Origin of the sequence: Francisella sciaenopsi (assembly GCF_045862875.1) — a bacterium.
Lineage (GTDB): Bacteria > Pseudomonadota > Gammaproteobacteria > Francisellales > Francisellaceae > Francisella > Francisella sciaenopsi.
In genome coordinates this window covers 446,558-471,993 of sequence record NZ_BTHG01000001.1, presented here as the reverse complement: position 1 = coordinate 471,993, position 25,436 = coordinate 446,558, and the positions used below count along the sequence as shown (strand labels likewise).

Sequence of the window (25,436 nt, the reverse complement as noted above, 5' to 3'; positions counted from 1 at the left end):
ATATTCGTTAGTTAATAGTATTTGTTGCCTATAATAAATTTTGTTTCTATTGAATTGTCATTGATGGTATGTGATAATGATCTAAGGTTACTTGGTTCAGCTTATGATACCAGTCAGCTATATGACGTAAGTAACCTAATCAAAATACAAAGTGATTACTTATTTTTTCGCTGTATATCTGTTTTACAAACATGAATTCATACTTGTTATTTTTATTTTTATCTATTTCACAAAAATTTGTATTTGCCAACCAAAGCGATTTTACGCTTCCTTCTAGATTTGACAAAATCTCTTCTAATTTAGAGGTATTTTTTGTAGAGTTTTTGATTTCTATTATTTTTTTAAAAATGTATAGAAGAATATCTGCTACTTGGTTAAGTTTCGATGTTTTTGAATCGACAAAGCAAATATTCTCAATAATATGGTCATTATAGATATCAGTCTTCGATATTGAATTCATTATTTCTTCAATTTCAGTATCTTTGCTGTTAAATAGCTTCTTCCAGTTAGATACATTGCGCAATATTTTTTCAAATAGTTGATTCTGATTTTTGTCTGCAATATCAGATATTAATATGCCATTTTCATTTTTTGATGACAAAAATACATTAGACGAATATAAAAAGCTTTTGTATCCTAGTATTAAATATTCTTTATAGTGTTTATGTATTTTTTTAAACTTTTCTTTTGGACAAATTGAAAAGATTAATTGAATACCATTTGACCACAAGCATTCAGATAATTCATCTATAAAAGAATAAATATCATCCTTTGTTATCTTTTCAAGATAAGGTTTTACATGTTCTTGAAACGCTGATTTTTTGTTTTTACTAGATGGTTCTCTTTTAAGAAAAACATAATTGTATACATCACTAAAATGAATTTCTGGAATATCATTGCCAAAAGTATCACTAAAAATTTTAGCTATCTTATTTTCTAAAGAGTTAGCTTTTCTCTCATGTACAAAGATACCACCATATAGTAGAAATTTACTATTTATATCTGTACCACTTTCATCAGTATAAATGAGATACATCCTAAGGCTCCATACTAAATCGCATCGCCCATTTGGAACATTGGCATATACATACTCACTACAAGGAAACCAACAACACCACCCAACACAATCATAATCAGTGGCTCTAACATAGAGCTTAAGCTTCCTACAAGGGTATCAACTTCTTCTTGGTATACTCTATTTAAATTTCCAAGCATAGTTTCTAATGCACCAGATTCTTCACCAACTGCTATCATCTGCTCTACTAAGAATGGGAAGCTTCCAGTTTCAACTATAGCTTCTTTAAATGATGCTCCTTCGCTAATACTTTTCTTGATATCTATAGCTGCTTGGTCATATTTTGCATTACCAGTAGCTAATGAAACCATATCTAATGCTCTTGTTAAACTCATACCAGATTGGACGGTGATTTCTAAGGTACTAGAAAATCTTGCTAGTGCAGATTTAAAAATAACTTCGCCAATTATTGGTACTTTAAGCATAAAATGATCTTGGGCAATTTGTATCTTTGGAAATCTAAATTTTAAAGATTTAAATATTGATATTGATATAAATATTGCAAGAATAATTTTCCACCATGAATCTTGCATAAAATTAGAAGCATCTACCGTAATTTGAGTGATAGCAGGGAGTGGTTTACCTGAGTTTATAAACATAGCTGAGAATGCTGGGACGGCGAAAGTCAAAAGTATTCCTGTTACACCTGCTGCAATAACACATACAACAATAGGGTATGATAAAGCTTTTTTAACTTTCTTTTTTATACTTTCTAATGCTTCACGTTGATCTGCAATTTTGTTAAGCATAAGATCTAAGTTACCAGACTCTTCACCAGCAGTTATAAGTCCTATATATAACTTATCAAATATTTTTGGGAAATTACTTAATGCTTTTGAAAATGACTCACCACCTTCAATTGCTTGTTTAATCTGAATAGCAAGTATTTTTAAGCGTGGGTGTTTGCGAATACCCATTATGAATACTTCAAAAGATTTAATGATTGGTATACCAGCTTTAGTCATGGTAGCTAATTGACGAGTCATTTCTGTAATATCTCTATAAGATATCTTTTTAGGAAATAAGTCTTTAGGCTGTTTTTTTACTTTTATATCTGAATAACCTTTCTGTCTTATTTGAATTTCTGCTTTTTCCTTGGTATCAGCATCAATAATTCCTTTTATTGCTTTACCATTTTTCAGTTTCGCTTTGTAACTCCAAGATATAATAGTTATTTTATTCTTGTTTTTATTTCCAAATAGCATATTTATTCCTTTAACTTACTCTGTAAGCTTCTTCCATAGATGTTAATCCTTCTGAAACTCTTACAAGTGCGGATTGTCTTACTGTAGCAATACCTTCTTTTTGTGCTTGTGCTGCTAGATCCATAGTATTTTTATCTTCTAATATCATTCTAGCAATTTCTCTAGAAACTGGCATGACTTCATACAAACCAAGCCTTCCTTTATATCCTTTAAAGCATCTTGGACAACCTTTGGGATTAGGCTTATATATATTTGAATTTTTTACTTTTTCAAGAGTGGTGGCAAAAGTTTTCATCAAAATTTCATCGTTAAGACCGCTATCCTCAACAAGTAATTTAAATTCAGTTTCTGTATCTTCTAGTTTACATTTTGGACAAAGCTTTCTTGTTAGACGTTGAGCAATAATTAATGTCACAGAAGTGGCAATATTATATCTAGGTAATCCCATATCTACTAATCTATTCAGTGTTTCCGGAGCACTATTAGTATGCAGAGTTGACATAACTAAGTGACCTGTTTGCGACGCCTTAATTGCAATAGATCCTGTTTCAATATCCCTAATCTCACCAACCATGATTATATCCGGATCTTGACGTAAGAATGATTTAAGAGCTGCAGCAAATGTTAATCCTTGTTTATTATTGACATTAACTTGGTTAATACCTTTTACAAAAAGCTCAACCGGATCTTCGGCTGTAGAAATGTTTTTTTCAGGTTTATTAAGAATGTTAATACCTGTGTACAAAGTAACTGTTTTACCAGAACCTGTTGGACCTGTAACTAGCACCATGCCTTGTGGTTGTTTAATATATTTCAGATATGTCTCTTTTTGAGCTTCTGAAAAACCTAGTTGTTCGATTGGTATTTGAGTTGAGCTAGAGTCAAGAATACGAAGAACAACTTTTTCACCAAAACTAATGGGACATGTACTAACACGAAAATCGATGGCTTTTTCTCGTGAAAGAGAGATTTTAAACTTACCATCCTGAGGAATCCTTTTCTCGGCAATATCTAAACTAGACATAATCTTTAATCTTGAGATGATTTTTGGACCAAGATTTTTTTTAGTATTAAAAGTTTCTATTAGTAAACCGTCTATTCTATATCTTATGCGAAAGTTTTTTTCGTATGGTTCAAAGTGTATATCTGAAGCACCTTTCTGTATAGCATCAACAATAGTATTATTAATAAATCTAATAATAGGAGCTTCTTCATCTTCGCCACTTCCTATTATGGAATCACCTTCACGCTCACCCTCATCAACAAAATCAATATCAAGCTCAGCTCCAGCATTTATTTGTTCTTCAAGTTTTGATTCGCTTTCAACTTGTCCTTCATCTTTTAGATATTGATCATATTCTTCAATTTTCTCTCGAATGAGGTTTATTTCTCCAACTACTAGAGTAAAGGAGTAATCATATTTATTACGAAGTTTTTTTAATATTTTTTGACTATCAATAGGGTTTGCAATCGCTACATAGACGCTTTTTTTTCTTTTAAATAGAGGTAAGCATTTGTTCTGATTACAAAAGTCAGTATCAAAATAATCTTGAGGTAAAAATTTTATGTTTATAGCAGTTAAGTCAATGTATTGTAAGCGCAATAAAGTTGCTGACTCAATCATAAATGATCTGCTATCAATCAGTTCGTGATCTATTAAATAATCTAAAAAGTCTTGTTTAGCAAGTGACTTATCTAAGCTTATTTCTTCAAGCTGTTGTCTTGTTATAAGTTTTCGGTGTAGTAATAAAGAAGCCAGCTTCTTATTAATATACGGACTGTCAATCATTTATACTAAAATAAATCACAAAATTAACAAAAATTATATCATGATTAAGATAATTATTAAAAAACAAAATATTTAATATAAATTAATAAAAAGGAATTATTTTAATAATGCTTTTTAATGTATAATTCGAATCGAAGTCTAATAATCTTTTTTTAATATATGCATATAGATAAATATATTTCTCATAGAGGTGCTAATAGTGATGCTGTTGAGAATACAATGGAAGCTTTTCAAATTGCCAAGAATGCAGGTTTTAAATGGTTTGAAACAGATGTGCAAATGAGTTCTGATGGAGAATTATTTTTATTTCATGATGATACTCCACAAAGATTTTCTAGTATTTCTGAAAATGTCACAAATATGTCATGGTCTGAACTAAACGCTATAGAACTTATTCATCCTGTAGTCAAATCAAAGGCAAAGGTATTGGCTTTGAAAGAGTATCTAGAGTGGGCAGAGCATAATAATGTTTTTTTGAATCTAGAAATTAAAGTAAGTAATGAAAATATAAACTACCAAAAGACTTTAGTCGCTAAGGTTATTGAACTTCTTGAGCATTATCCAACTATGAAATCAAAAATTCTATTGTCGAGTTTCTCAAAAGTGGTGATGAGAGAGTTAAGAAGACATAAAGATTTTACTCAAGGTAAACTTTTTTATACCACTAACTGGGTTAGGGATTTTGAATATATTGATAGTGATCTTTATAAAGGTTTTGTTAAAAACAAATATATAGCAATCATAATAAATTATAGTTGCTTAACCCATTCAAGAGTTAAATATTTGAAACATAAGTTTGGCAGAGTTTTTGTTTATTCTGTTTATACGGATGATGAAATTAAACAATTACTTGAATGGCAGATTGATACTATATTTATTGATAAGAAAGAACAGTTAATTCTTAGTATTTAAATGCTCTTTTAAAAGGTGCTCCACATTTATGATAATATCTTCACTATAAGGACAGCCTTCAGGATAAAAATATTTTAGCTCTATAAATCCTTCAGCAATTCTATATTTGAAAGTAACAAATGAATATTTTTCTTTTATAGTTTCGAGTTTTTCAGCGAGCAAACTTTCACCTATACTATAAATATTCCATCGTTTACGAATTATTTTTCTATTTTTTGATTTATTTGTCAGATTTAAAGCTTCGAGCATTGGTATACATTCTTTAGGAGGTCCTGGGAAAGCAAATATAAATCTATCAGAATCGAATTTTAATCTAAATCCATTAGCTGTGCCATTTTGATTTATTATAACCTGTGCATCATCAGGAAACATCGCCTGTTTTTGGGTTCCTAAAGTGACTTTACCATATCTTGTAAGCATTCTTTTTTCTAATTTATGCCATGATGAGTCATCTAAGAACATATCTTTTTTGAAGTATTTAGCTATAGATTCTGTGGTTAAATCATCTTCAGTTGGTCCTAAACCACCGATGGTAATAATATTCTTATGATTAGATCTTAGAAAATCAATGCTAGAAATAATATCTTCATAACTATCTTTGCAACTGATATGAAATCCTATTTCAAATCCATTATTTACTAGGTATTTAGCAAAGTTACTTGAGTTTGTGTTAACTATATCGCCATCAACAATCTCATCACCAATAGCTATAAAGCCAAAGTCATATATCATATTCTTCCTTATGATTTTTTATTGATTTATTAAAATCCGCTATTCTTGAACATGATTTTTATGTATCATGATTTGTGAAGTATATATTATCTATATACAAGATTGAATATCTAAGGAGTCTTAAATGAAAATACTATCTACTAATGTTTATGTGGGACCTAACATCTATGCAAACTTTCCTGTTATAAAGCATGAGATTGATTTGGGCGTGCTTGAAAACTGGCCATCTGCAAAGATTGGTGAGGATTTTATAAATCGACTTGTGGATAGTTTACCAGGATTAGAAGAGCATGGTTGTTCTTATAGAGAAAAAGGCGGCTTTATCCGTAGGTTAAGAGAGGATGATGGAACGTGGATGGGGCATATTTGGGAGCATGCAATACTTGAGCTTCAAGATATGGCTGGTAGTGATGTAACTTATGGTCGTACAAGATCGACGGGTGAGGCAGGTCACTATAATATGGTCTATGAATACAAGCAGAAAGATGTTGGTTTAAGAGCTATGGAATTAGCTAGAGATTTATTAGTATCTTTATTGCCAGAAGAGCTTAAAAAGCAAGTAGAGCATAAAAATGAAGACTTTGATTTTGAGTATGAAAAGGTTAGATTTATTAAATTTGCTCAAAGCAAAGAGTTTGGTCCAAGTACAGCATCATTGATTGAAGCTGCTAAAAAAAGAGATATTCCATATCTTAGACTAAATGATCAATCATTGGTGCAATTTGGTTATGGTAAATATCAGCAAAGAATTCGAGCGACAATAACAGGTAAAACAACGAGTATTGCAGTTGATTTATCATGTGATAAAAATCAGACTAATACGATATTGGAAGGTTTAGGGCTTCCAATGCCTAAGCAAAGGATGGTAACTACAGAAGAAGGTGCTTTAAGAGCTGCAAAAATTCTAGGTTTTCCATTAGTTGTTAAGCCTCTAGATGGTAATCATGGTCGTGGCATATCGATCAATTTAAAAACAATGCAAGAGATTAAAGAAGCTTTTGTTGAAGCGAGTAAAGTATCTAGATATGTTTTAGTAGAGCAGTTTGCTACAGGTTTTGACCATAGAATGTTGGTGGTTGATGGTAAGCTTGTTGCGGTTGCAAAAAGAGTACCTGGACATGTTGTGGGGGATGGAAAGCACAACATCAAAGAATTAGTTGATATTGTCAACGAAGATCCACGTAGAGGTGTTGGGCATGAGAAGGTTTTAACAAAATTAGAATTAGACTATCAAGCTAAGACTTTATTGAAGGCAGCTGGATATGATGAAAGCACTGTCCTTAAAGAAGGAGAGATATTCTATTTAAGGTCTACAGCTAATCTTTCAACAGGTGGAACAGCTATTGATGTAACAGATATTGTTCATCCAGATAATAAAGATATGGCTGAAAGAGCTATAAAAGCTATAGGACTTGATGTTGGGGGAGTTGATTTCTTGATAGATGATATTTCTCAATCATATCATGATATTGGTGGTGCTATTTGTGAGTGTAATGCGGCTCCAGGATTTAGAATGCACGTAGCTCCGAGTGAAGGTAAACCAAGAGATGTGGCTGGAGCAGTTATTGATATGCTAATTCCTAAAGAGTATGGCAATGCTAGAATTCCAATTGCTGCTATTACAGGAACAAATGGTAAGACAACAACTTCGCGTATGGTTGCACATATGTGGAAAAACGCAGGTAAAATTGTAGGTTTAACAACTACTGATGGTGTATATATCAATGGTAAATTGACAGTTGCTGGGGATACTACAGGTCCAACTTCTGCACAGATGGTTTTAAAAGATCCATCAGTAGAAATGGCAATCTTAGAGACAGCTCGAGGTGGATTATTAAGAAGTGGTATGGGGTATGACTACTGTAATGTAGGGGCATGTTTGAATATTGCTTCTGATCATTTAGGTCTTAAAGGAGTTAATACGTTAGAGGACTTGGCTAAAGTTAAGAGTATAGTCCCTCAAGCTGCGAAAGATGTGGCGGTGTTAAATGCTGATGATCCGAATGTACTTAAGATGTCAGCTAAAGTAACTGCAAAATATATTCTATATGTGACGATGAATCCAGAGCATGCTTTAGTTAAGCAACACATACGTGCTGGTGGTAAGGCTTGTATTATTGAAAAGGGTGTAAATGGAGATATGATTACGATTTTTGATAATCATGTTCATATGCCTGTTTTATGGACGCACTTAATTCCTGCTACTATGGAAGGTAAAGCGGTTCATAATGTTCAAAATGCTATGTTTGCAATAGCTATATCCTATAGTATGGGTATGAGTCTAGACGATATTAGAGATGGTCTAAGAACATTTGTTACATCATTCTATCAAGCACCTGGGCGTATGAACTGGTTTGAAGAACATCCATTTAAAGTATTAATGGATTATGGACATAACCCAGCAGCAATCAAACTTGTGAGTCAAATGATTGATAACATGGAATTTTCTGGTAAAAAAATATGCGTGTTAGCATCACCTGGTGACAGACGAGATCAAGATGTTTATGAGATAGCAAAAACAGCTGCGCCTTATTATGATTATTTTATATGTAAAGGTGATGATGATACTCGTGGAAGAGCAGATGGTGAAATTCCTAGAATGCTTAGAGATGGATTGATTAAGGCAGGTGTTGATGCTTCTAGAATTGAAACTATTCAAAGTGAGCAAAAAGCTGTAGATCATGCTCTTGGTATGGCACAAGACGGAGATCTAGTTGTTATATTTGCTGATAAGCTTAAGAGAACGTGGAAACAGATTATTTATTTTAATAAAGATAATACAGATGATAACAAAGAGCATAAGGAAGAGAAGAAGGAGATGTTTTCTGCTTCAGTAATAGCTCAAGATCCTAGTTTATCGTTAGAGATTTCTGAGGTTATTAAAGCTGGTGTTATAGCTGATGAAAGTGGTGTTAGAGTTATTTTCGATGAAGAAGATAATGACTAATTGTTTGGTTTTTATTATTTAATGGAGCCTTTGTATGATTCCTGAAGGTTATTCACGTAGACTTGTTGGACCTAATCTGTTTTTTAAAGAAACAGGAACAGTTCTAGATGTGCCACTTATTGATCATCGTGATGAATTAACAAAACTTTTCTACCAAGAGGCAGAAAGGATACTTCCAGCTCTTGGTTGGGAGCATATAAAATTAACACACAAATTTTTTAATAATGGTGTTCGATATGCGATGATTGCACCTGTAGATATTACTATGCCAGCATGTGATGTTATCGACTTTATTTGGCTTTCTGTAAGAGAAGGGTTTGAAAATGACTCTTTTAAAACTCTTGAAGAAGCAAAACAAAAACTCATGCCTTTGATAGATGAAGATAAGAATCTTACATACAGGAAGCTTTATGATTTAGCTAAATCCAAAGGCTTTAATGCTTTTAGAGATAAAAATAAAGCTTTTGTTGGTTCTGGTACTGGTTGTTATGAGTTTGATTTAGACAACGATAAAATTGAAGATGTTGATTGGTCAAAAGTTTATGATATTCCAGCTGTAATTGTAACAGGTACTAATGGTAAGACTACCACAGTTAGATTGACTGATTATATTTGTCGTATGGCAGGTAAGCTTACTGGTTACACATCTACAGATTGGGTTAAAGTTAATGATGAGTTGATAGATGAGGGAGACTATTCTGGTCCAACAGGTCATCAATTTGTTTTGACAAACAAAAAGGTAGAAGTTGCTTTGCTTGAGTCTGCTCGTGGAGGTCTTCTAAAGAGAGGCTTGATAGAGACTTATGTAAATGCAGCAGCAGTTACGAATGTTTCTGCAGATCATCTAGGTGAAGATGGGATTGAAACAGTTGCAGAACTAGCAGAAGCAAAAGCTATTGTATTTCGAACAATGGGTAAAGATTCTCATGCTGTAATTAACTTAGATAATTCATATATGAAGCAGCAATTTGATAGATTAAGTTGCGCTAAAATAGTTGTTACGCAGAATCCTGATCAACACGATATGGATTACTATTTATCAAAGGCGGACTATGCTTGTGTAGTAGAGAATGATACTTTTACATGGATTGATAAAACTTCTAAAAAGCAAATTCTTCCAGTAGTAGATGCTCCCTTAACAGTTAAAGGTTTTGCTAAGCATAATATTGAAAATGCTATGATTGCTATAGCTTTATCATTTAAATTAGGTATTAGCTTAGATGATATTAGATCTGCTCTTAAAAGCTTCAAGAGCGATCCTAAAGTTAACAGAGGTCGTGCAAATATTTTTGAATTTGATAATAAAGTTGCTGTTCTTGACTACGCTCACAACGAGGCTGGTATGGAAGCTTTATTAAATATGATAAAAGCTTACGATAAGGGTGGTAAAAAGTATCTAATGATAGGAACTACTGGAGATCGTAAATATTTAATCTCTGGTATTAATGACATTATACTCGAACATGGTATAGATTTTGTAGTTATCAAAGAAACTGAGAAGTATCTTAGAGGAGCTAAACCTCTTGAGTTGCCTACGCTAATCCGTGATGATTTAGAAAAAAAAGGTTTTGATATCTCAAAAACTTATATTTCACATGGAGAGCTAATAGGAGTTAAATATATATTAGATATGCTTGAAGATAATGATATTGGTATTTTTTGTTGTCAGGCAGAGTTAGAAGAGGTTGCAAAGTACCTTGAAAATTTAGCTGGTAAATAACTATCTATTTAGTAGGCAAACAACATGTGTTGCGATGCCTTCTTTCCTACCTATAAATCCTAACTGTTCAGTAGTCGTTGCCTTTATGTTTATTTGATTAATTTGTATTTCAAGTACACTTGCCAAGCAAGCTTTCATTTTTTCTATATGAGGAAGCATTTTAGGTGCTTGTGCAATGATAGTACAATCAATATTACTTATAGAGTATTCTTTATCATCAAGCATTTTTTTTATTTCAGCTAAGAAAAATTTACTATCAGTATTTTTATACTCTATATCAGTATCTGGAAAATGTTTACCTATATCTCCAAGACCTAATGCGCCTAAAATAGCATCACAAAGAGCATGAATTAATACATCACCATCAGAGTGAGCTTCTAGTCCCATTTCATATGGAATCTCGACTCCACCAATAATAATATTTTTCTTTGAAGATGTGAACTTATGCACATCATAACCATGACCTATACGAAATGACATTATATAAATCCTAATCTTGTGTTACAGGGAAGTTATTATTTAACCATGCATTGATTCCACCTTCTACAGATATAATATTTGTATAGCCCATACTTTGTATGCTTTTAGCTGCTAATGCAGATCTGAAGCCACTACCACAGTATAAATATATTTTTTGGCCTTTATTAGGTATAAGATTTTCAATTTTAACTTCTATTTGTCCTTTGCTAAGATGGGTGGCGCCTTGGATATGGAATCTATTGAACTCAGAATCTTCTCTAACATCAAAAATCACGCCATCTAGTTCATTAGAGTTCATCTTATCGTATAAGTCCGCTACAGAGCATTCTTTAATATTAGATTTAGCATTATTAACAAGCTTTAAAAATTCATGAGGTCTAACTTGACTAGGTGATTTAGTAGGATAGCCTTTAGCATTCCATGCTCTCCAACCACCATCAACAGAAATTACATTTTTATAACCCATTTCACGTAATTTATCAGCTACGATAGCAGATCTAAAACCACCACCACAATAAAAATACATTTTTTGATTTTTGTTAGGAACTGCTGACTCGATAGCACTTTCAATAATTCCTTTACTAATATGAATAGCATTAGGAATGTATCCATTTGCAAACTCTGACTCTTCACGTGTATCAATAAGTAAACCATCAAGAGTTTCTGTTTCATTCATTTTGTTGATATCATCAACTGTACATTCTTGTATTCTACTTTTTGCATCGTTTACTAAATCTAAAAAACCTGATGTGTGTTGCATATCTATACCTTATAGTTTTGTAATTAAATAACTATTTATATTTTATATTTTTATTTGCTTAAAGAGAATATTTAAAGAATATAATCAATGACTTGGAATATGATGATGATGATAGCAATAGCTAGAGCAAAGTTGTTAAGCTTGCTATTTTTCATTGATTTGTAAATTATTTCAAAATTACGGTTACGAAGTATTCTAACCATATTTAGTGGACATGAAACAAGCATAATTAGAGAAAATAGACCTACAACAGAGAGAGCGATTAAGAAAAGCTTTTTAAAATAATAGTTTAGAAATATCGGTAACATGAAAAGCAGAAAGCTTAGAAGAATGTTTTTGCTTAGTGTTGATAGGTTGTTCATTTTAAATCTATCAAGTATTAGATCTTTTAATGCTAATGATAGAGTTATAAAAGCAGTTGTCACAGAAATTGTAATAAAGGTATAAATTAAAGTTATAACTTCAGAAGACTGAATATTAGCTTTAAGAATATAAATAAGTTGAGTGACACTATCTTCGGAGCTAAGAGATTTTAAGACTTCTGCAAAGCTATTTTTATCACCATAAATAGCTATATTGCCAAATATTGATACTATCCAGCATACATATATTACTAATATTATTAGAGATGCAACTATAATAATTCTTCTAATATCTTTTGGGTGTGGTCCTACATAGTTGACAACGCTAGGAACAATTATATGAGCTGAGAATGTTGTGGCAAGTATTGGTAAAGTGACTATAACCTCTTTTAGAGTACCAAAACTATAGCTATCTAGCTTAGAGATACTTATAGACTTGAAAAGTAATAATATTGTAAATAATATGATAATAAGTTTTACGGTAAGAAAAACTCTATTAAGCCATTCAGCAGGTCCTGTACCTTTTAATATAAATCCACCAAAAAGTATAACAAAGCCAATCTCTATAATAATATAGTTTATATCTAGTAGACTTTCAAAAGATGAGCCTATAGCAGAGATATATGCTGCGAGCATTCCATATAGTATTCCAAATGCACATATATAAACCAGAATGACACCAGGTTTTTTAAAGAGCTTATGAGCAAGACCTAGGTAACTAATACCACTTTCAAAATGTAGGCACGCCTCTGCAACAGCTAATGTTGAATATGTCATTAAGAGCCACATCAAAAACATTATGATGCAACCAATAATAACTCCAAAGCTTGAAAGAATCATCGGAATAGCTAAGATGCCTCCACCCAAAGAGGTACCTATAATTAAGAAAATACTACCAATTTGCTTATTTATACTTGTCAATTTTTAGAATAGTAAGTTTTACTGTTTGAGTACATTAAAACATATAAAATTGTGATTATAAATTAATAAATGAAAGAAATAATTACCAAGCAGGTATTGCTGCACCATTTGGATAAAGTTTTTCAGCTAATTGTTTAACTTCATCTGTATTAAATGCTTGTACATACTCTTTAAGTTTAGGATTATCTTTTTGTGATTCTTTAACAGCAATAACATTTGCAAATGGAGAGTCTTTAGGCTCTACAAAAAGAGCATCTTTTAGACTTAATCCTGCTTTAGGGATATAGTCGTTATTTACAATACCAAGATCTACATCACCTAGGTTATTAGGGATTTGATCTGCTTGTAGAGCTATGATTTTTAGATTTTTGGGATTGCTGGCTATACTATCTGTAGTCGCTTTCCAAGTTATACCATCTTTAAGTTTGATTAACCCAGCATCTTGAAGAATCATTAATGCCCTACCTTGGTTAGTAGGATCATTAGGGATTGCTACCGTGGCGCCATTTGGAATATCTTGGATATTTTTATACTTTTTAGAAAACATTCCCATTGGGTATAAGAAAGTTTTGCCAATGTAAGTAAGTTTATAACCAAACTGTTTGATTTGATTTTCTAAGAATGGAATGTGTTGGAACACATTTGCCTGCAACTCACCATCATTAAGTGCTCTATTAGGTATATTGTAATCACCAAATGTTACTAGATTTACGTCAAGATTATATTTTTCTTTGGCTATTTTTTTACTTAGCTGCATGATTTTATCTTGAGGAGGGCTGGTAATATACCCAACAGTTATTTCATTTGTATTAGTAGTAGCTGCGGCATTTATATACAGCTGTGTGCCACTTGCACCCAATAGAATGGCAGTAATGATCCATAGTGACGTTAACTTCTTAGCTGTGACTAGATAATTACCAAATGATTGGGTAATTTGAACAAGGATAACTAACATTATTACACCACCAAGTAGTAACGTGTAATTACCGTAATTGTAACCTTTGAAATAAGTCAAATCACCTAGACCACCGCCACCAACGATACCAGCCATAGCTGAGAAACCGATTAGTGAAATACATGTTAAAGTAGCAGCATCAATTAATAAATTTTTTGATTCAGGAAGTAATACTTTAAAAATAATCTGTCTCTTAGTTGCTCCCATTGATTTTGCTGCTTCAATAAGTCCGTTATCAACTTCACGCAAAGCTGATTCAGTTAGTCGAGCGTAAAATGGCAGAGCAGCAATAGCTAGAGGTACTATCGAAGCAGTAGTCCCTATTGTTGTACCAACTATAAGCCTTGTTAGAGGGTATAGAAGTATTAGTAGTATGATGTATGGGATACTTCTTGTTATGTTTATAATAATACTAAAAGTCTTGTTAAATCCTTTAACAGCAACGTTTTTACTATCTTGTGTGATATACAGTAATATACCTAATAATATTCCACCTATGACAGCTACCAAAGTGGCTATGAAAACCATGAAAATGGTTTCCCAAGTTGATTGAGCTATTAGGCTAAGCTCATGTAAACTAAATATTGTCTGCTGTTGCATAACCTAACACCTTTAAATTAACATCTTGGTTTGAAAGAAATCTTAATGCATTTTCCCAGTCTTGACGCTCACCTGTGATATGACAAATGGCAATCCCAACTATCTGCTCTTGGATTGTTTCTATATTTGCTTGGATAATACTTGCCGTAGCATTAAACTGACGAGAAATTTCAGCAATGATAGGCATTTTACCTTTGTCTCCATAGAATGTTAGTTGTACTACAGGGTATGTATCATCATAGCTATAAGGGTTATCATAAAGTCTTTTAGCAATAAAATCTGGGATTTTTGTATGTATGCTTGTCTCAACAAAAGATTTTGTTACAGGGGCTTGGGGGTCTAAAAATATGTCTAAGGTCTTGCCCATTTCTGCAATACGACCTTTGTCAATAATTGCTACACGATCACAGATTTTTCTGACAACATCCATTTCATGTGTAATTAAAACTATTGTTAAGCCAAGTTCTTTATTTAATCTTTTTAGAAGCGCCAAAATCTGTTTTGTAGAGGTCGGATCTAGTGCAGATGTTGCTTCATCAGATAATAAAACTAAGGGATCTAAAGCTAAAGCTCGAGCAATTGCTACTTTTTGCTTTTGACCACCGCTAAGCTCTTGAGGGTATGCATTTGCTTTATTTGGAAGCTCTACTAGCTCTAAAAGCTCAAAAACTCTTTTTTTGATTTCAGCTTTTGGTATTCCTTGAATTTCAAGTGGAAGGGCAATATTCTCAAAAACATTCCGAGAAGATAGAAGATTGAAGTGCTGAAATATCATTGAAACTTTTTTGCGAAACTCTCTGAGTTGCTTAGGATTCTTCTTTGTAATATTCTCATCAGCAATGAATATTGAACCATCAGTAGGTTGCTCTAGAAGGTTTAAGCATCTCAAAAGAGAGCTTTTACCAGCGCCACTATGACCAATTATACCAAATATCTCGCCTTGCTTAATGTCAAGGTTTATATTGTCAAGCACGAGATTGCTAGTATTATTTGATCTGTACTCTTTTTTTAAGTTTTTAATTTGAATCATTTTTCGCCTTTGCTTTATCACCAATTTTACTTTCTTGACCACTGATTAATCTTTGAATATTTCCTCTGTGTTTAATAAGTATGATTATTGCAATTATTAAAAATGGCGTTGCCACTTGTAAATCTGAGGTAAATATTACTGAAAAACTTGCTATAACAGTAGCTACTAATGCTGATAAAGATGAATAACGAGTAATTACAGCAACACATAGCCAAGTAATGACAAATATTAATCCTAAAATCCAGCTAAATCCAAATAGTGTACCTATCAAAGTTGCAACACCTTTGCCACCTTTAAAGCCAAAAAATATCGGGAATATATGACCAAGAATTGCATATAGTGCAGTACAAGCAGTTATAAATTCATTACCAGTTAATACTTTAGCTAAAACTACAGGAACTAAACCTTTTAGTATATCAAAAGCAAGAGTGATTATCGCTGGAACTTTGCCACCTATTCTTAGAACATTTGTAGTTCCTGGGTTGCCAGAGCCAACGCTTCTTGGAGAGGGTAATCTAAATATATAACAGACAATAATTGCACTATTAATTGATCCCAAAAGATAAGCAAACACTAGTATGCTAAAATTTAAAAAGTTCATTGTTTTCCTTGATGATTTTAAAACTATTTGAGTTATTATAAGAGATAATACTATCTAGGCAATATCTTCGCTAGCTATTTTTATAACTTTGTTATAGGATTGGTAGCTTAAAAAACTTATTCATTAATTTCTGTTTCAAAAGGTTAAATTTTATGACTGTAATGAAGTTCGACTTGATCAAAAAAGAAGGCAAGGCTAGGAGAGGAAAAATAAGCTTCCCAAGGGGAGATATTCAGACTCCCGCATTTATGCCAGTAGGGACTTATGGAGCTGTTAAATCACTATCTCCAGTTGAGTTAAAAGAAATGGGCGCTGATATTATCTTGGGTAATACATTTCATTTATGGTTACGTCCGGGTACTGAAATTATCAAAAAACATGGTACTTTACATGATTTCAACGGTTGGGATAAACCTATACTTACAGACTCTGGGGGATTTCAAGTCTTTAGTTTGGGTAAAATGCGTAAGCTTACAGAAGAAGGTGTTACATTTAAATCACCGATAAACGGTTCAAAAGTTTTTTTATCTCCTGAGATATCAATGCAAGTCCAAAGAGATCTTGGCTCTGATATTGTAATGTGTTTTGATGAGTGCACACCATATCCAGCTACTGAAAAAGAAGCAAAAGATTCTATGGAACTATCTATGCGTTGGGCACAAAGATCAAAAGATGCTCATGGAGATAACCCATCTGCATTATTTGGAATTATTCAGGGTGGAATGTATGAGCATTTACGTGATGAGTCTCTAAAAGCTTTAAAAGAAATAGATTTCGATGGTTTTGCAATAGGTGGATTATCTGTGGGTGAGCCTAAAGAAGATATGATTAGGATACTTGATCATACTGCTCATCAGATGCCTGAAGATAAGCCAAGATATTTGATGGGTGTTGGTACGCCAAAGGATTTAGTAGAAGCTGTTTATCGTGGTATTGATATGTTTGATTGTGTAATGCCGTCACGAAACGCTCGCAATGGTCATATGTTTACATCAGAAGGTGTTGTCAGAATTAGAAATGCCAAACACAAGGATGATGTGTCTCCATTAGATCCAAACTGTGATTGTTATACTTGTCAAAATTTTAGTCGTAGCTATTTGCATCACCTGGATAAAACTCAAGAGATTCTTGGGTCAAGATTAAACACAATCCACAATTTAACTTATTATCAAAACCTGATGAAAAATATTCGCCAAGCTCTAGAAGAGGGTAGGTTTGAGGAATTTAGGAAAGAGTTTTTAGAGAATTATAAAGGCTAAATATTAAAGAATGTTCTGAATATAAGATTGCTGAAAGTATAATCAAAAGTATGAGGATAATAATTTTTTGATAATATTAAAATTATCTGTTTCTAAATCTTTTGCTAAAAGATAATATGACTTTCCGGTTGTGTATTCTTGCTGAGGTGGCACATACAGGAAACCATTTTTGATGTGCTCTTGAATTAAAAGTCTATCTGTAACAAAAAAACCAATACCTGAAAAGCAAGCCTGAATCGCTTGAAGAGAGTTTTTAAAGAAGATATTTTTATTAGACTTTTTTGAGATATTGTTATGCTGTGCCCAGAGTTGATAATCATCAATGCGAATTTTATCATCAACATAGATTAGCTTTTGTTCTGATATTATTTCTGAGAGGCTTCTACCTGAGTGCTTATTATTGCAAACTAGTATTAACTCACCATCTGCTAGTTTGAATTTGTTTTTATTGCTAAAATCACTGTCGATACCATACTCTATGCTGATATCTATATCATCATAATCAAAATTTACTTTTCTGCCTAGACTAATGAGTTGTATCTCTGTATTTACTAGTGAATCTATTAAATCATCTAGTTTAGGGATTAGCCAATTTGCACAAAGTGTAGTCATACAATTTATTGATAATTTTTTAGCTCGTTGTTTTTTCAGAACTTCTGTTGTATTGTGAATTTCTGATATTAGAGGGTCTATCATTGTGTAATATTCTTTAGCTAAGTCAGTAATAACTAGATTTCGTTTATCCGTGATAAATAGTTTTTTATTAAGGTGGTTTTCTAATTTTTTTATAGATTGGCTCACAGCAGAGTGAGTCATAAATAGCTGTTCTGCAGCTTTAGTGTAGCTCTGTGTTTTCATTACAGCTATAAACACTGGTAATGAATTTAAAGGAGGTAGGTCATTTTTTTTAATCATATTATGTAAGAAAAACTTACTTATAATGTAAGAATAAAGCGTTTTACAGATTGGTGCAAGAGTTATATTATTCTTATATCTTAAATTCATGGAGTAAAGAAAAATGACCCGAATTAATAACTTTATAAGTTTGTGGTTTATGATGGTTTCTGCAGCTCTTATAGCTCTTGGCTCATTTGCACGTAAGTATCTGATACAAATAGATGGAATCTACTTAACCATGTTAGTTTCATTTGTTGGTGGAGGCATACTTATGTGGTGGGTTGTAAGTATTTCTTCCTTTTTAAGAGTTGCTCCTTTCGCTTGGCGTTCAATATTTATTAGGGTGGTGTTTAGTTTATTTGCACAATTATTTTTCTTTATAAGTTTAAGTAATGGCTCATTATTGATTACCATTTTACTATTTAATACTAGTCCATTATTTATTCCAGTTATTAGGTTTTTGTTTTATAAGCAGAGTATTAGCTATTTTAACTTTGTATGCATTGTTATTGGTTTTTTGGGGATCTATCTTATATTAGGTGTCAGTAAGAGTAATGTTAATATGTATGTTTTTTGTGCTCTTTTTGCCGGAGTGCTAAATGCAGCATCTCAAGTGGTTTTGTATAATGCAAGCAAAAAAGAAGATGTGTTTATTATAAATCTTTGGATATATACATTTATAGGAATATTTTTATTGTTATTATTGCCGTTTAATATGTCTACTATACCTAGCCTAAGTGAGTTATCTATGAAACCTTTAGTAATCTGGGTATCAATAGCTATAATTATATTTGGTATTAGCTCACAAATTTTTAGAGTAAAAGCTTTTAAGCATACTAAAGATCCATCATTAATAGCTCCAGCTATGTATTTTTCAGTAATAGTTGCAGCAATGTTTGATATTGTCTTTTATAAAAGAGCTATTGGTTTGATAGAAATAATAGGAATTATGATGATATGTATCTCAAGCATACTATCAGTAATTAAAAAAACGTAAGAGGAAATATATATGGGAAATAAATTAGTAATAGTCGCAGACTTTATTAACGAGATAGTTGATGAAAAAGGTGTTTTTGGGGCTCATAATGCTCAGAGAGTTAAAGATGATAAAACTATGGAAAAGGCAAATCAATTAATTAAATGGGCAAGAGAAAATAATATTATGATTGCTCATGTTAAGGTTGGTTTTAGTAAAGATTATAAAGAGTGTTCAAAAGTTTCTCCTATGTTTAAACAAGCTCCGGATTATGGTGTTTTGCAGCTAGATACTTGGGCAACAGACTTTCACCCAAGTATGGATGTTCAAGAGCATGATATCATAATAACAAAACATCGTGTCAGTGCACTATATGGAACTAATCTTGAAGTTATTTTGCGAGCAAATGATGTTCAAGATGTTATTATTTGTGGAGTATCGACTAGTTATGTGATAGAGTCTACAGTCAGAGAGTTACATGATCGTGACTATAGTGTCATAGTTGTGGCAGATGCTTGTAACGCTAGTAGCCAAGAAACGCATGAAGCAAGTTTGTCAAATCTAAATAAAATTGCTAAAATTGTATGCGTAGATAATTTGTTAAAGGGAGAGTGTTTTGGTGATTAAACTCACTCCCTTTTTTGCTGTACCATGATATAATACACTGTATTGCATATAGAGAGTAAATAATATGAATAAAATAACTTCTTTCTTTGTTGGGGCGATGATCTCGTTTTCGTTATTCAGCTTTTCGTATTCGTTCAATGATACTGAGAATTTGTTATATCTTCAGGCTTACTATAATAATCAAAATGTTGAAAAAGTTAACACTTTTAAGCAAGGTTCAAAAATGTCTAGATATTCAACAAATTTGAAAGTTGACGATTATAGATAATTGTATCCATAAAATTTTTAAAGCTATTTCAGAATAAAAACTACTCAATTAATCTAATAAATCTTTCTGTTATCTTCATTTAGCTATATAGTATTTAGTTGATAAAATTATTAATTTATATGGGTATTAATTTAGCTGAGGAATTGTTATGGCATCTATAGATATATCTCCGGATATTAAAAAAAGTTTGTTTGATAAAGATATCGATCGTAAAAAGGCGATACTTCTTACGTTTGTAGCATTTTTATTTACCGGTTTTCAATGTGCTATTTATGGTATGTTGACAGTACCGATTTCACAGCATTTCAATATTGACTCTAATACTATTATATTTTTTGATGGTTTCGGTTTATGGGGGCAGATTTTAGCAATGGCGACTGGCGGCATTCTTATCAAAAAAATTAAAGGTAAAAATACTTTAATAATTGCCGCATTATTTATGATTATAGGATCAATTTTATCAATATTTGCTCCAGATATTTATATTTATACTGCGATGACTTTTATATGTAATATGGCTGTTGGCTATGTGCTAGTATCATGCAACTATATTGTAATGGGAACCGTAGAGAAACAAGGTGAATCCGAAGGCAAGCTTAGTCTTTTAAATGTGTTTTTCAGTCTAGGATTTTTATCTAGTGCTTTTATAGTAGGGAATATTCTTTTCTATACTAGTTGGCAGGCAGTTTTTGTAGTGGTTATGGTCTTATTTACCATATTTATATTGTTTTTGTTGTCTCTTAGAATTAATGAGAAAATTGAACAGGGGGTAATTACTAAAGCAGAAAATGCATCACAGTCTAGATTTATATTTTTGTCTAAACCTATTATTCTAATGGCTATTGCACTATTTTGTATAGTTTATACAGAGCAGATAATGAACTACTATAACCAACCACATCTACATTTTGATTTGGGTTTTAATATGAAAGATGTAGGGTTGTTAGTTGCTATTTATACAGGCTCTCAACTTTTGGGTAGAATCTTTTTTGGTAAGTTTTTATTGCCTAAAGTTAGGATTGAGCGCTATCTTGTAGTTTCAGGATTAATATTTGCTATAGCTATATTTATTTTCATATATACAAAATCATTTATGTTTGTTGTAATTTTGATGGCTATATTGGGACTTAGTGACTCATGTATATATCCATCAGTTCTAGGCTATGCAATGGATAAGCTTCCGTATGTATCAAGTGGGGCAACATCGTTTTTGGTAACCGTCGGTGCAATAGGTATTCCTCTAGGAACATCCTTATCTGGTATGCTTGGTAATTTATTGGGGCGTGAGCCAGCAATGTTGGTCGGACCTGTAATGTTATTGGTGTTGGTCACTTTGGTAGTGATTGTACATAATTTAAAAGTTGTCAAATAGAGGAGGACCTTTATGTCTAATATAGATGATATAAAAAGGTTTGTTGAAAGCTCAAAAAATATATACAAAGATATACAAATCCCAGAAGGCGGTAGTGTCAGCTATATGAATGAAGATCTAAAGCCTTTTCTTAAAGATAGGCTTACATCTGCCCAAGCAAAAATCATACTGGATAGGTACGATAATGCTTTTGATATAGGTCTAACTAAAACAGGCTTTCCTAAAGCAGCAGAAAGAGATACAAATAATGATGCTACAAACTATGATGCTGTATGGGTACGTGATGCAATTTGGGTATATTATTACTTTAGTGAATTCAAAGAAAATGCCGCTAAAACTCTAATTAATAAGCTTTTTGAATATTATGATTCTTCTGCGCAACAGAAGCGATTTGAAGAGATTATCATAAATCCAAAGTTAGCAGCAGATAAAATGGCTGTTCCTCATATTCGTTTTGATAGCTCTAGCAAGAGTTATGATGATGTGATGATAAATGGTAAACCACAAGTGTGGAACCATAAACAGATAGATGCCCATGGACTTTTTTTGTTAGCTCTAAATGATGCTTATCAAAAACAGATATTCAATGTTAATGATTCGGAATTATTGCTGTTTTTAGAACGATTCTTTGGTTTCTTAGAATCAATAAAATATTACGAATATGCTGATGCAGGTGCTTGGGAGGAAATTGATAGGGTAAATACAAGTAGTATTTCTTTGGTAGCGAATGCTGCTAAGCAATGGAAAAGTACTTTAGATAATAAAAACCTTAAACTATCGATAGATTTACAACAATTAAGTAACTTAGGTATAAATAAAGTTAAAACTCAGATAGCTAGTGGTGGAGAGTCACCACTTTATAATTCTGATGATATTTGTTACCGTGAGAGTGATGCTGCAATGTTGCATATTTTCACTCCATATTTTAGTGATGGTCTAGAGTTTGCTGAGTATCAAAAAAGTTTAGCTTTAGTAGAAGATCTTGTGCGTGATTATGGAGTGATACGTTACAAAGGTGATAGTTATCAATCTGGTAATTTTTGGTTTGAAGATGATAGTACAGCAAAAGAAAGCTTAACAGATGATGCCTCCAGCGTAGAAGAATTTGCAAAAAGAGCTAAAGGAAGATTTAAAGATTCTGAAGCGCAATGGTTTTTTGATAGTATGTTAGCTTTAGCAATGATGAATCTATATGATAAATATTCACAAAAATTTGATAAGGATAAATATTTTAACAAAATTGCCTGGCATTTAAAAAGAGCTCTAGCACAGATGACAGCTTGTGATTATATATCAGCAGATGGTCAGCTAGTTAATGCGGAGCTATTACCTGAAAGTATAAATGTTATTGTTTTTGATAAGCAAAGGTATTACTTACCATCTCCGATTACGCCACTTAATTGGGCTAAAGCTTCATTAGCAACAGCGCTTAAAAAGTTTAGTAATTATAATATTGTATAAAACCACAAATTCGAATATCCGACTTTCTAATAAAACACTAATTCTAATCTTATTATTAGTCTTTAATTGATTAAGTACTACTACTAATGTAAAATTCCTACGTTTAAAAATTAAAAATTTTCGGGAGAAAAAATGAGAAAGTTATTATTATCATTATCTGCAATTGTATTATTTGCATCAACTTCATTTGCAGAAGGCGCTGAGCAAGCAGCTGGTAGTCCACTAAGTTCAATTTTAATGCTTGTAGTATTTTTTGCGATATTCTGGTTCTTATTAATTAGACCACAACAGAAAAAAAATAAAGAATTACGTAAAATGTTATCTGAGCTTTCAAAAGGCGATGAAGTTGTCACAAATGGTGGTATGATAGGGAAAATTGCTAAAATTGATGAGTCTTCTGTAGATTTAGAAATTGCAGAAAATGTTGTTGTTAAAATTCAAAGAAACGCAGTAGCTAATATTCTACCTAAAGGTGCTACTAAAGCTTAATAAGCTAAATTTCTATAAAGTCTTTTAATTTTTTTCTTTTTAGTAAAGGAATTTTCAATGAGTAATAACAGAAGCCTACCTATAAATCAATTTCCTTTATGGAAGAATCTTTTGATAGTGATTGTATTAGCTCTAGCACTTTTCTATGCCTTACCAAATGTGTTTGGTAAAAGTCCAGCTTTACAGATTTCTCAGAAAGATGGTAATGTAAGTACACAACTTATCAAAAGTATCGAAGATACTCTTAATACTGACAAAATTGTATATCAAAGAGTTGAACTATCGGATGATAAAAGTAACGTTGCAATTATCTTCAAAGACGTAGAAGAGCAGCTAAAAGCTAAAAAAGCTCTCAAAGAAAGTCTAGGAGATCAGTATATTATAGCGATGAATATGCTTTCGAATTCTCCAAGTTGGTTATCTGCGCTAGGCGCTAACCCTATGAATTTAGGATTAGATTTACGTGGTGGTATGTATTTGATGTTAGAAGCTGATACAAATACTGCGATTAATGCTCAGTTAGATAATTCTTTAAATACAATTCTTAGTGCTGCGAAAGATAATAATATAAATATTGTTGGCTCTACAAAAGCTGAAGAGAAATCAATAGTAAAAGTTCCACAAGACTATATAGATAATGGTTTTATTTCTGTTACTTTAGCAAACTCAGCAGGCGTTGATCAGCTAAAACAATATTTGAATAATGAATTTAGAAAAACTCAAGATCCTAACATAATCTATAGTGTAAAAGATAATACAATATTTATATCTTATAATAGTGCAAAAATTTTACAACTTAGACAAGATGCTATATCACAAGTTGTGACAGTTATGCGTAATCGTATTAATGCTTTAGGTGTTGCAGAAGCATCTGTGGCTCAGGCTGGTGATAATCGTGTAGTAATTGAAATACCAGGTATGCAAGATGCAACTCAAGCTAAGCAAATTCTAGGTGGTACATCCACAGCTAGTTTTTATTTGGTTAGTCCTGTTACGGATAGGTTAGCTGCAGAAGAGCAGGGTTATAAGGTTTATGCTTTAGATAATGGTAGAGGCTATCAAAGTTACTATAGTTTAAGAGGAGCTCCTGTAGCTGGAGGAGCTGATATTATTGGCGCAAGTCCTTCTATCGATCATCAGACAGGTACTCCGATTGTTATGGTTGAACTCGATAGAAGTGCAGCAAGCAACTTTAGACAAATAACAGGCAAAAATGTTGGCAATCCAATGGGTGTAATGCTTGTTAATACAACTTATGAAAAAGTTAAAGATAAAGATGGTAAAGAGAGAAATGTAGTAAATAAGACTGAAAAACTAATCAACGTTGCTACAATTCAGTCTGCTCTTGGCTCTCAGTTCCAAATTACAGGACTAAATCAAAAAGAAGCAAATAATCTTGCGCTGATGATTAAATCAGGTGCGCTACAAGTGCCAGTACATATAGTACAAGAAACACAAATTGGTCCAAGTTTAGGTAAAGATAATATCGAAAAAGGTATGTTATCTATTGTGGTAGCTTTGATTGCAGTTATAGTTTTTATATTAGTTTATTATAGAGTTTTTGGTGTCATAGCTAATATAGCTCTTGTAATGAACTTAGTATTGATTGTTGCTGTGATGTCAATCATACCAGGTGCTACACTTACATTACCTGGTATAGCAGGTATAGTACTAAACTTGGGTATGTCAATAGACGGTAACGTACTTATATTTGAGAGAATCAGAGAAGAAATTAGAGCTGGTATGCCACGCCAAAGCGCGATTCATATTGGCTACGAAAAAGCATTTACAACTATTGTAGATTCAAATATTACAACTTTGATTGTTGCTGTTATTTTATTCTTCATAGGTAGTGGTGCAGTCAAAGGTTTTGCTATAACTCTAATGATTGGTATTGTAACATCTATGTTTACATCAGTAACTGTCTCTAGAGCAATGACAAACCTTGTGTATGGTAAGAGAAAGAAATTAGAAAAAATTTCTATAGGTATATAATTT

General features: G+C 32.3%; 22 protein-coding genes. 11 read left to right on the top strand and 11 right to left on the bottom strand.

From position 1 onward, the window contains the following. Positions 1-139: 139 nt before the first annotated feature. The 3 genes from ACKTR7_RS02335 to pilB are packed head-to-tail and all read right to left on the bottom strand — an operon-like array spanning position 140 to position 4,069. Positions 140-1,036, bottom strand: a complete 897-nt coding sequence (locus ACKTR7_RS02335) for a DUF3800 domain-containing protein (protein WP_407876847.1) — start codon at positions 1,034-1,036, stop codon at positions 140-142. Positions 1,037-1,050: 14 nt separating this feature from the next. Beyond that, positions 1,051-2,280: a type II secretion system F family protein gene (locus ACKTR7_RS02330; protein WP_407876846.1), complete on the bottom strand. Its 1,230-nt coding sequence runs from the start codon at positions 2,278-2,280 to the stop codon at positions 1,051-1,053. Between the two features lie 10 nt (positions 2,281-2,290). Then, positions 2,291-4,069, bottom strand: a complete 1,779-nt coding sequence (pilB, locus tag ACKTR7_RS02325; RefSeq protein WP_407876845.1) for a type IV-A pilus assembly ATPase PilB — start codon at positions 4,067-4,069, stop codon at positions 2,291-2,293. 159 nt (positions 4,070-4,228) lie between these two features. On the opposite strand from pilB, the gene ACKTR7_RS02320 reads away from it, so the two are divergent. After that, positions 4,229-4,981 (top strand): glycerophosphodiester phosphodiesterase family protein, encoded by a 753-nt coding sequence (locus ACKTR7_RS02320; RefSeq protein WP_407876844.1) that lies wholly within the window; start codon positions 4,229-4,231, stop codon positions 4,979-4,981. On the opposite strand, the gene ACKTR7_RS02315 is transcribed toward ACKTR7_RS02320, so the two are convergent. Continuing rightward, complete coding sequence (locus ACKTR7_RS02315; protein ID WP_407876843.1) at positions 4,964-5,713, bottom strand: competence/damage-inducible protein A; 750 nt, start codon at positions 5,711-5,713, stop codon at positions 4,964-4,966. The genes ACKTR7_RS02320 and ACKTR7_RS02315 overlap by 18 nt on opposite strands. Before the next feature lie 124 nt (positions 5,714-5,837). Between ACKTR7_RS02315 and cphA the strand changes: the two genes are divergently transcribed. Both cphA and ACKTR7_RS02305 read left to right on the top strand, forming a co-directional pair. Next, entirely contained in the window at positions 5,838-8,660 is a 2,823-nt protein-coding gene (cphA, locus tag ACKTR7_RS02310; RefSeq protein ID WP_407876842.1) for a cyanophycin synthetase, read from the top strand. Between the two features lie 34 nt (positions 8,661-8,694). Next, complete coding sequence (locus ACKTR7_RS02305) at positions 8,695-10,380, top strand: Mur ligase family protein (RefSeq protein ID WP_407876841.1); 1,686 nt, start codon at positions 8,695-8,697, stop codon at positions 10,378-10,380. Here ACKTR7_RS02305 and ispF read toward each other — a convergent pair whose 3' ends face one another. The 6 genes from ispF to plsY all read right to left on the bottom strand — a co-directional run bounded on the left by ispF (position 10,381) and on the right by plsY (position 16,089). Then, a complete protein-coding gene (ispF, locus tag ACKTR7_RS02300; protein WP_407876840.1) occupies positions 10,381-10,860 on the bottom strand; it encodes a 2-C-methyl-D-erythritol 2,4-cyclodiphosphate synthase in 480 nt (159 codons plus the stop codon). A gap of 10 nt (positions 10,861-10,870) precedes the next feature. Further along, complete coding sequence (locus ACKTR7_RS02295) at positions 10,871-11,620, bottom strand: rhodanese-like domain-containing protein (protein WP_044525939.1); 750 nt, start codon at positions 11,618-11,620, stop codon at positions 10,871-10,873. Between the two features lie 71 nt (positions 11,621-11,691). After that, positions 11,692-12,903 carry an amino acid permease gene (locus tag ACKTR7_RS02290; RefSeq protein ID WP_407876839.1) on the bottom strand — a complete coding sequence of 404 codons (1,212 nt, stop codon included), beginning with the start codon at positions 12,901-12,903 and terminating at the stop codon, positions 11,692-11,694. Positions 12,904-12,985: 82 nt separating this feature from the next. After that, complete coding sequence (locus ACKTR7_RS02285; protein ID WP_407876838.1) at positions 12,986-14,458, bottom strand: MetQ/NlpA family ABC transporter substrate-binding protein; 1,473 nt, start codon at positions 14,456-14,458, stop codon at positions 12,986-12,988. Continuing rightward, the gene (locus ACKTR7_RS02280; RefSeq protein WP_044525942.1) at positions 14,436-15,488 is read right to left on the bottom strand and encodes a methionine ABC transporter ATP-binding protein; all 1,053 of its coding nucleotides are present in this window, start codon (positions 15,486-15,488) and stop codon (positions 14,436-14,438) included. Before ACKTR7_RS02280 ends, ACKTR7_RS02285 begins: the two co-directional genes overlap by 23 nt. Continuing rightward, positions 15,475-16,089, bottom strand: coding sequence for a glycerol-3-phosphate 1-O-acyltransferase PlsY (gene plsY / locus ACKTR7_RS02275; protein WP_044525943.1), 615 nt, complete (start codon positions 16,087-16,089; stop codon positions 15,475-15,477). The genes ACKTR7_RS02280 and plsY overlap by 14 nt, the downstream gene beginning before the upstream one ends. Positions 16,090-16,241: 152 nt before the next feature. Between plsY and tgt the strand changes: the two genes are divergently transcribed. Continuing rightward, positions 16,242-17,348, top strand: a complete 1,107-nt coding sequence (gene tgt, locus ACKTR7_RS02270; protein ID WP_407876837.1) for a tRNA guanosine(34) transglycosylase Tgt — start codon at positions 16,242-16,244, stop codon at positions 17,346-17,348. 42 nt (positions 17,349-17,390) lie between these two features. Here the strand turns inward: tgt and ACKTR7_RS02265 are convergent, their stop codons facing one another. Further along, a complete protein-coding gene (locus ACKTR7_RS02265) occupies positions 17,391-18,263 on the bottom strand; it encodes a LysR family transcriptional regulator (RefSeq protein ID WP_407876836.1) in 873 nt (290 codons plus the stop codon). Positions 18,264-18,366: 103 nt separating this feature from the next. Here ACKTR7_RS02265 and ACKTR7_RS02260 point away from each other — a divergent pair, with 103 nt between their 5' ends. From ACKTR7_RS02260 to secD, 7 genes are all read left to right on the top strand, one after another. Further along, positions 18,367-19,242 (top strand): DMT family transporter, encoded by an 876-nt coding sequence (locus ACKTR7_RS02260; RefSeq protein ID WP_407876835.1) that lies wholly within the window; start codon positions 18,367-18,369, stop codon positions 19,240-19,242. Between the two features lie 12 nt (positions 19,243-19,254). Further along, positions 19,255-19,848, top strand: coding sequence for a cysteine hydrolase family protein (locus ACKTR7_RS02255; protein ID WP_407876834.1), 594 nt, complete (start codon positions 19,255-19,257; stop codon positions 19,846-19,848). Between the two features lie 64 nt (positions 19,849-19,912). Continuing rightward, positions 19,913-20,116, top strand: a complete 204-nt coding sequence (locus ACKTR7_RS02250) for a hypothetical protein (protein ID WP_407876833.1) — start codon at positions 19,913-19,915, stop codon at positions 20,114-20,116. 148 nt (positions 20,117-20,264) lie between these two features. Beyond that, positions 20,265-21,488: an MFS transporter gene (locus tag ACKTR7_RS02245; RefSeq protein WP_407876832.1), complete on the top strand. Its 1,224-nt coding sequence runs from the start codon at positions 20,265-20,267 to the stop codon at positions 21,486-21,488. A 12-nt stretch (positions 21,489-21,500) separates the two neighbouring features. Next, entirely contained in the window at positions 21,501-22,949 is a 1,449-nt protein-coding gene (locus ACKTR7_RS02240) for a hypothetical protein (protein ID WP_407876831.1), read from the top strand. Between the two features lie 132 nt (positions 22,950-23,081). Continuing rightward, a complete protein-coding gene (yajC, locus tag ACKTR7_RS02235; protein ID WP_407876830.1) occupies positions 23,082-23,438 on the top strand; it encodes a preprotein translocase subunit YajC in 357 nt (118 codons plus the stop codon). 57 nt (positions 23,439-23,495) lie between these two features. Next, positions 23,496-25,433 carry a protein translocase subunit SecD gene (secD, locus tag ACKTR7_RS02230; protein ID WP_407876829.1) on the top strand — a complete coding sequence of 646 codons (1,938 nt, stop codon included), beginning with the start codon at positions 23,496-23,498 and terminating at the stop codon, positions 25,431-25,433. Positions 25,434-25,436 lie beyond the last annotated feature (3 nt).

Coding starts and splice junctions, on each gene's coding strand:
- ACKTR7_RS02335 (WP_407876847.1), bottom strand. CDS start 1,036: ATGTATCTCATTTATACTGATGAAAGTGGTACAGATATAAATAGTAAA.
- ACKTR7_RS02330 (WP_407876846.1), bottom strand. CDS start 2,280: ATGCTATTTGGAAATAAAAACAAGAATAAAATAACTATTATATCTTGG.
- pilB (WP_407876845.1), bottom strand. CDS start 4,069: ATGATTGACAGTCCGTATATTAATAAGAAGCTGGCTTCTTTATTACTA.
- ACKTR7_RS02320 (WP_407876844.1), top strand. CDS start 4,229: ATGCATATAGATAAATATATTTCTCATAGAGGTGCTAATAGTGATGCT.
- ACKTR7_RS02315 (WP_407876843.1), bottom strand. CDS start 5,713: ATGATATATGACTTTGGCTTTATAGCTATTGGTGATGAGATTGTTGAT.
- cphA (WP_407876842.1), top strand. CDS start 5,838: ATGAAAATACTATCTACTAATGTTTATGTGGGACCTAACATCTATGCA.
- ACKTR7_RS02305 (WP_407876841.1), top strand. CDS start 8,695: ATGATTCCTGAAGGTTATTCACGTAGACTTGTTGGACCTAATCTGTTT.
- ispF (WP_407876840.1), bottom strand. CDS start 10,860: ATGTCATTTCGTATAGGTCATGGTTATGATGTGCATAAGTTCACATCT.
- ACKTR7_RS02295 (WP_044525939.1), bottom strand. CDS start 11,620: ATGCAACACACATCAGGTTTTTTAGATTTAGTAAACGATGCAAAAAGT.
- ACKTR7_RS02285 (WP_407876838.1), bottom strand. CDS start 14,458: ATGCAACAGCAGACAATATTTAGTTTACATGAGCTTAGCCTAATAGCT.
- ACKTR7_RS02280 (WP_044525942.1), bottom strand. CDS start 15,488: ATGATTCAAATTAAAAACTTAAAAAAAGAGTACAGATCAAATAATACT.
- plsY (WP_044525943.1), bottom strand. CDS start 16,089: ATGAACTTTTTAAATTTTAGCATACTAGTGTTTGCTTATCTTTTGGGA.
- tgt (WP_407876837.1), top strand. CDS start 16,242: ATGACTGTAATGAAGTTCGACTTGATCAAAAAAGAAGGCAAGGCTAGG.
- ACKTR7_RS02265 (WP_407876836.1), bottom strand. CDS start 18,263: ATGATTAAAAAAAATGACCTACCTCCTTTAAATTCATTACCAGTGTTT.
- ACKTR7_RS02260 (WP_407876835.1), top strand. CDS start 18,367: ATGACCCGAATTAATAACTTTATAAGTTTGTGGTTTATGATGGTTTCT.
- ACKTR7_RS02255 (WP_407876834.1), top strand. CDS start 19,255: ATGGGAAATAAATTAGTAATAGTCGCAGACTTTATTAACGAGATAGTT.
- ACKTR7_RS02250 (WP_407876833.1), top strand. CDS start 19,913: ATGAATAAAATAACTTCTTTCTTTGTTGGGGCGATGATCTCGTTTTCG.
- ACKTR7_RS02245 (WP_407876832.1), top strand. CDS start 20,265: ATGGCATCTATAGATATATCTCCGGATATTAAAAAAAGTTTGTTTGAT.
- ACKTR7_RS02240 (WP_407876831.1), top strand. CDS start 21,501: ATGTCTAATATAGATGATATAAAAAGGTTTGTTGAAAGCTCAAAAAAT.
- yajC (WP_407876830.1), top strand. CDS start 23,082: ATGAGAAAGTTATTATTATCATTATCTGCAATTGTATTATTTGCATCA.
- secD (WP_407876829.1), top strand. CDS start 23,496: ATGAGTAATAACAGAAGCCTACCTATAAATCAATTTCCTTTATGGAAG.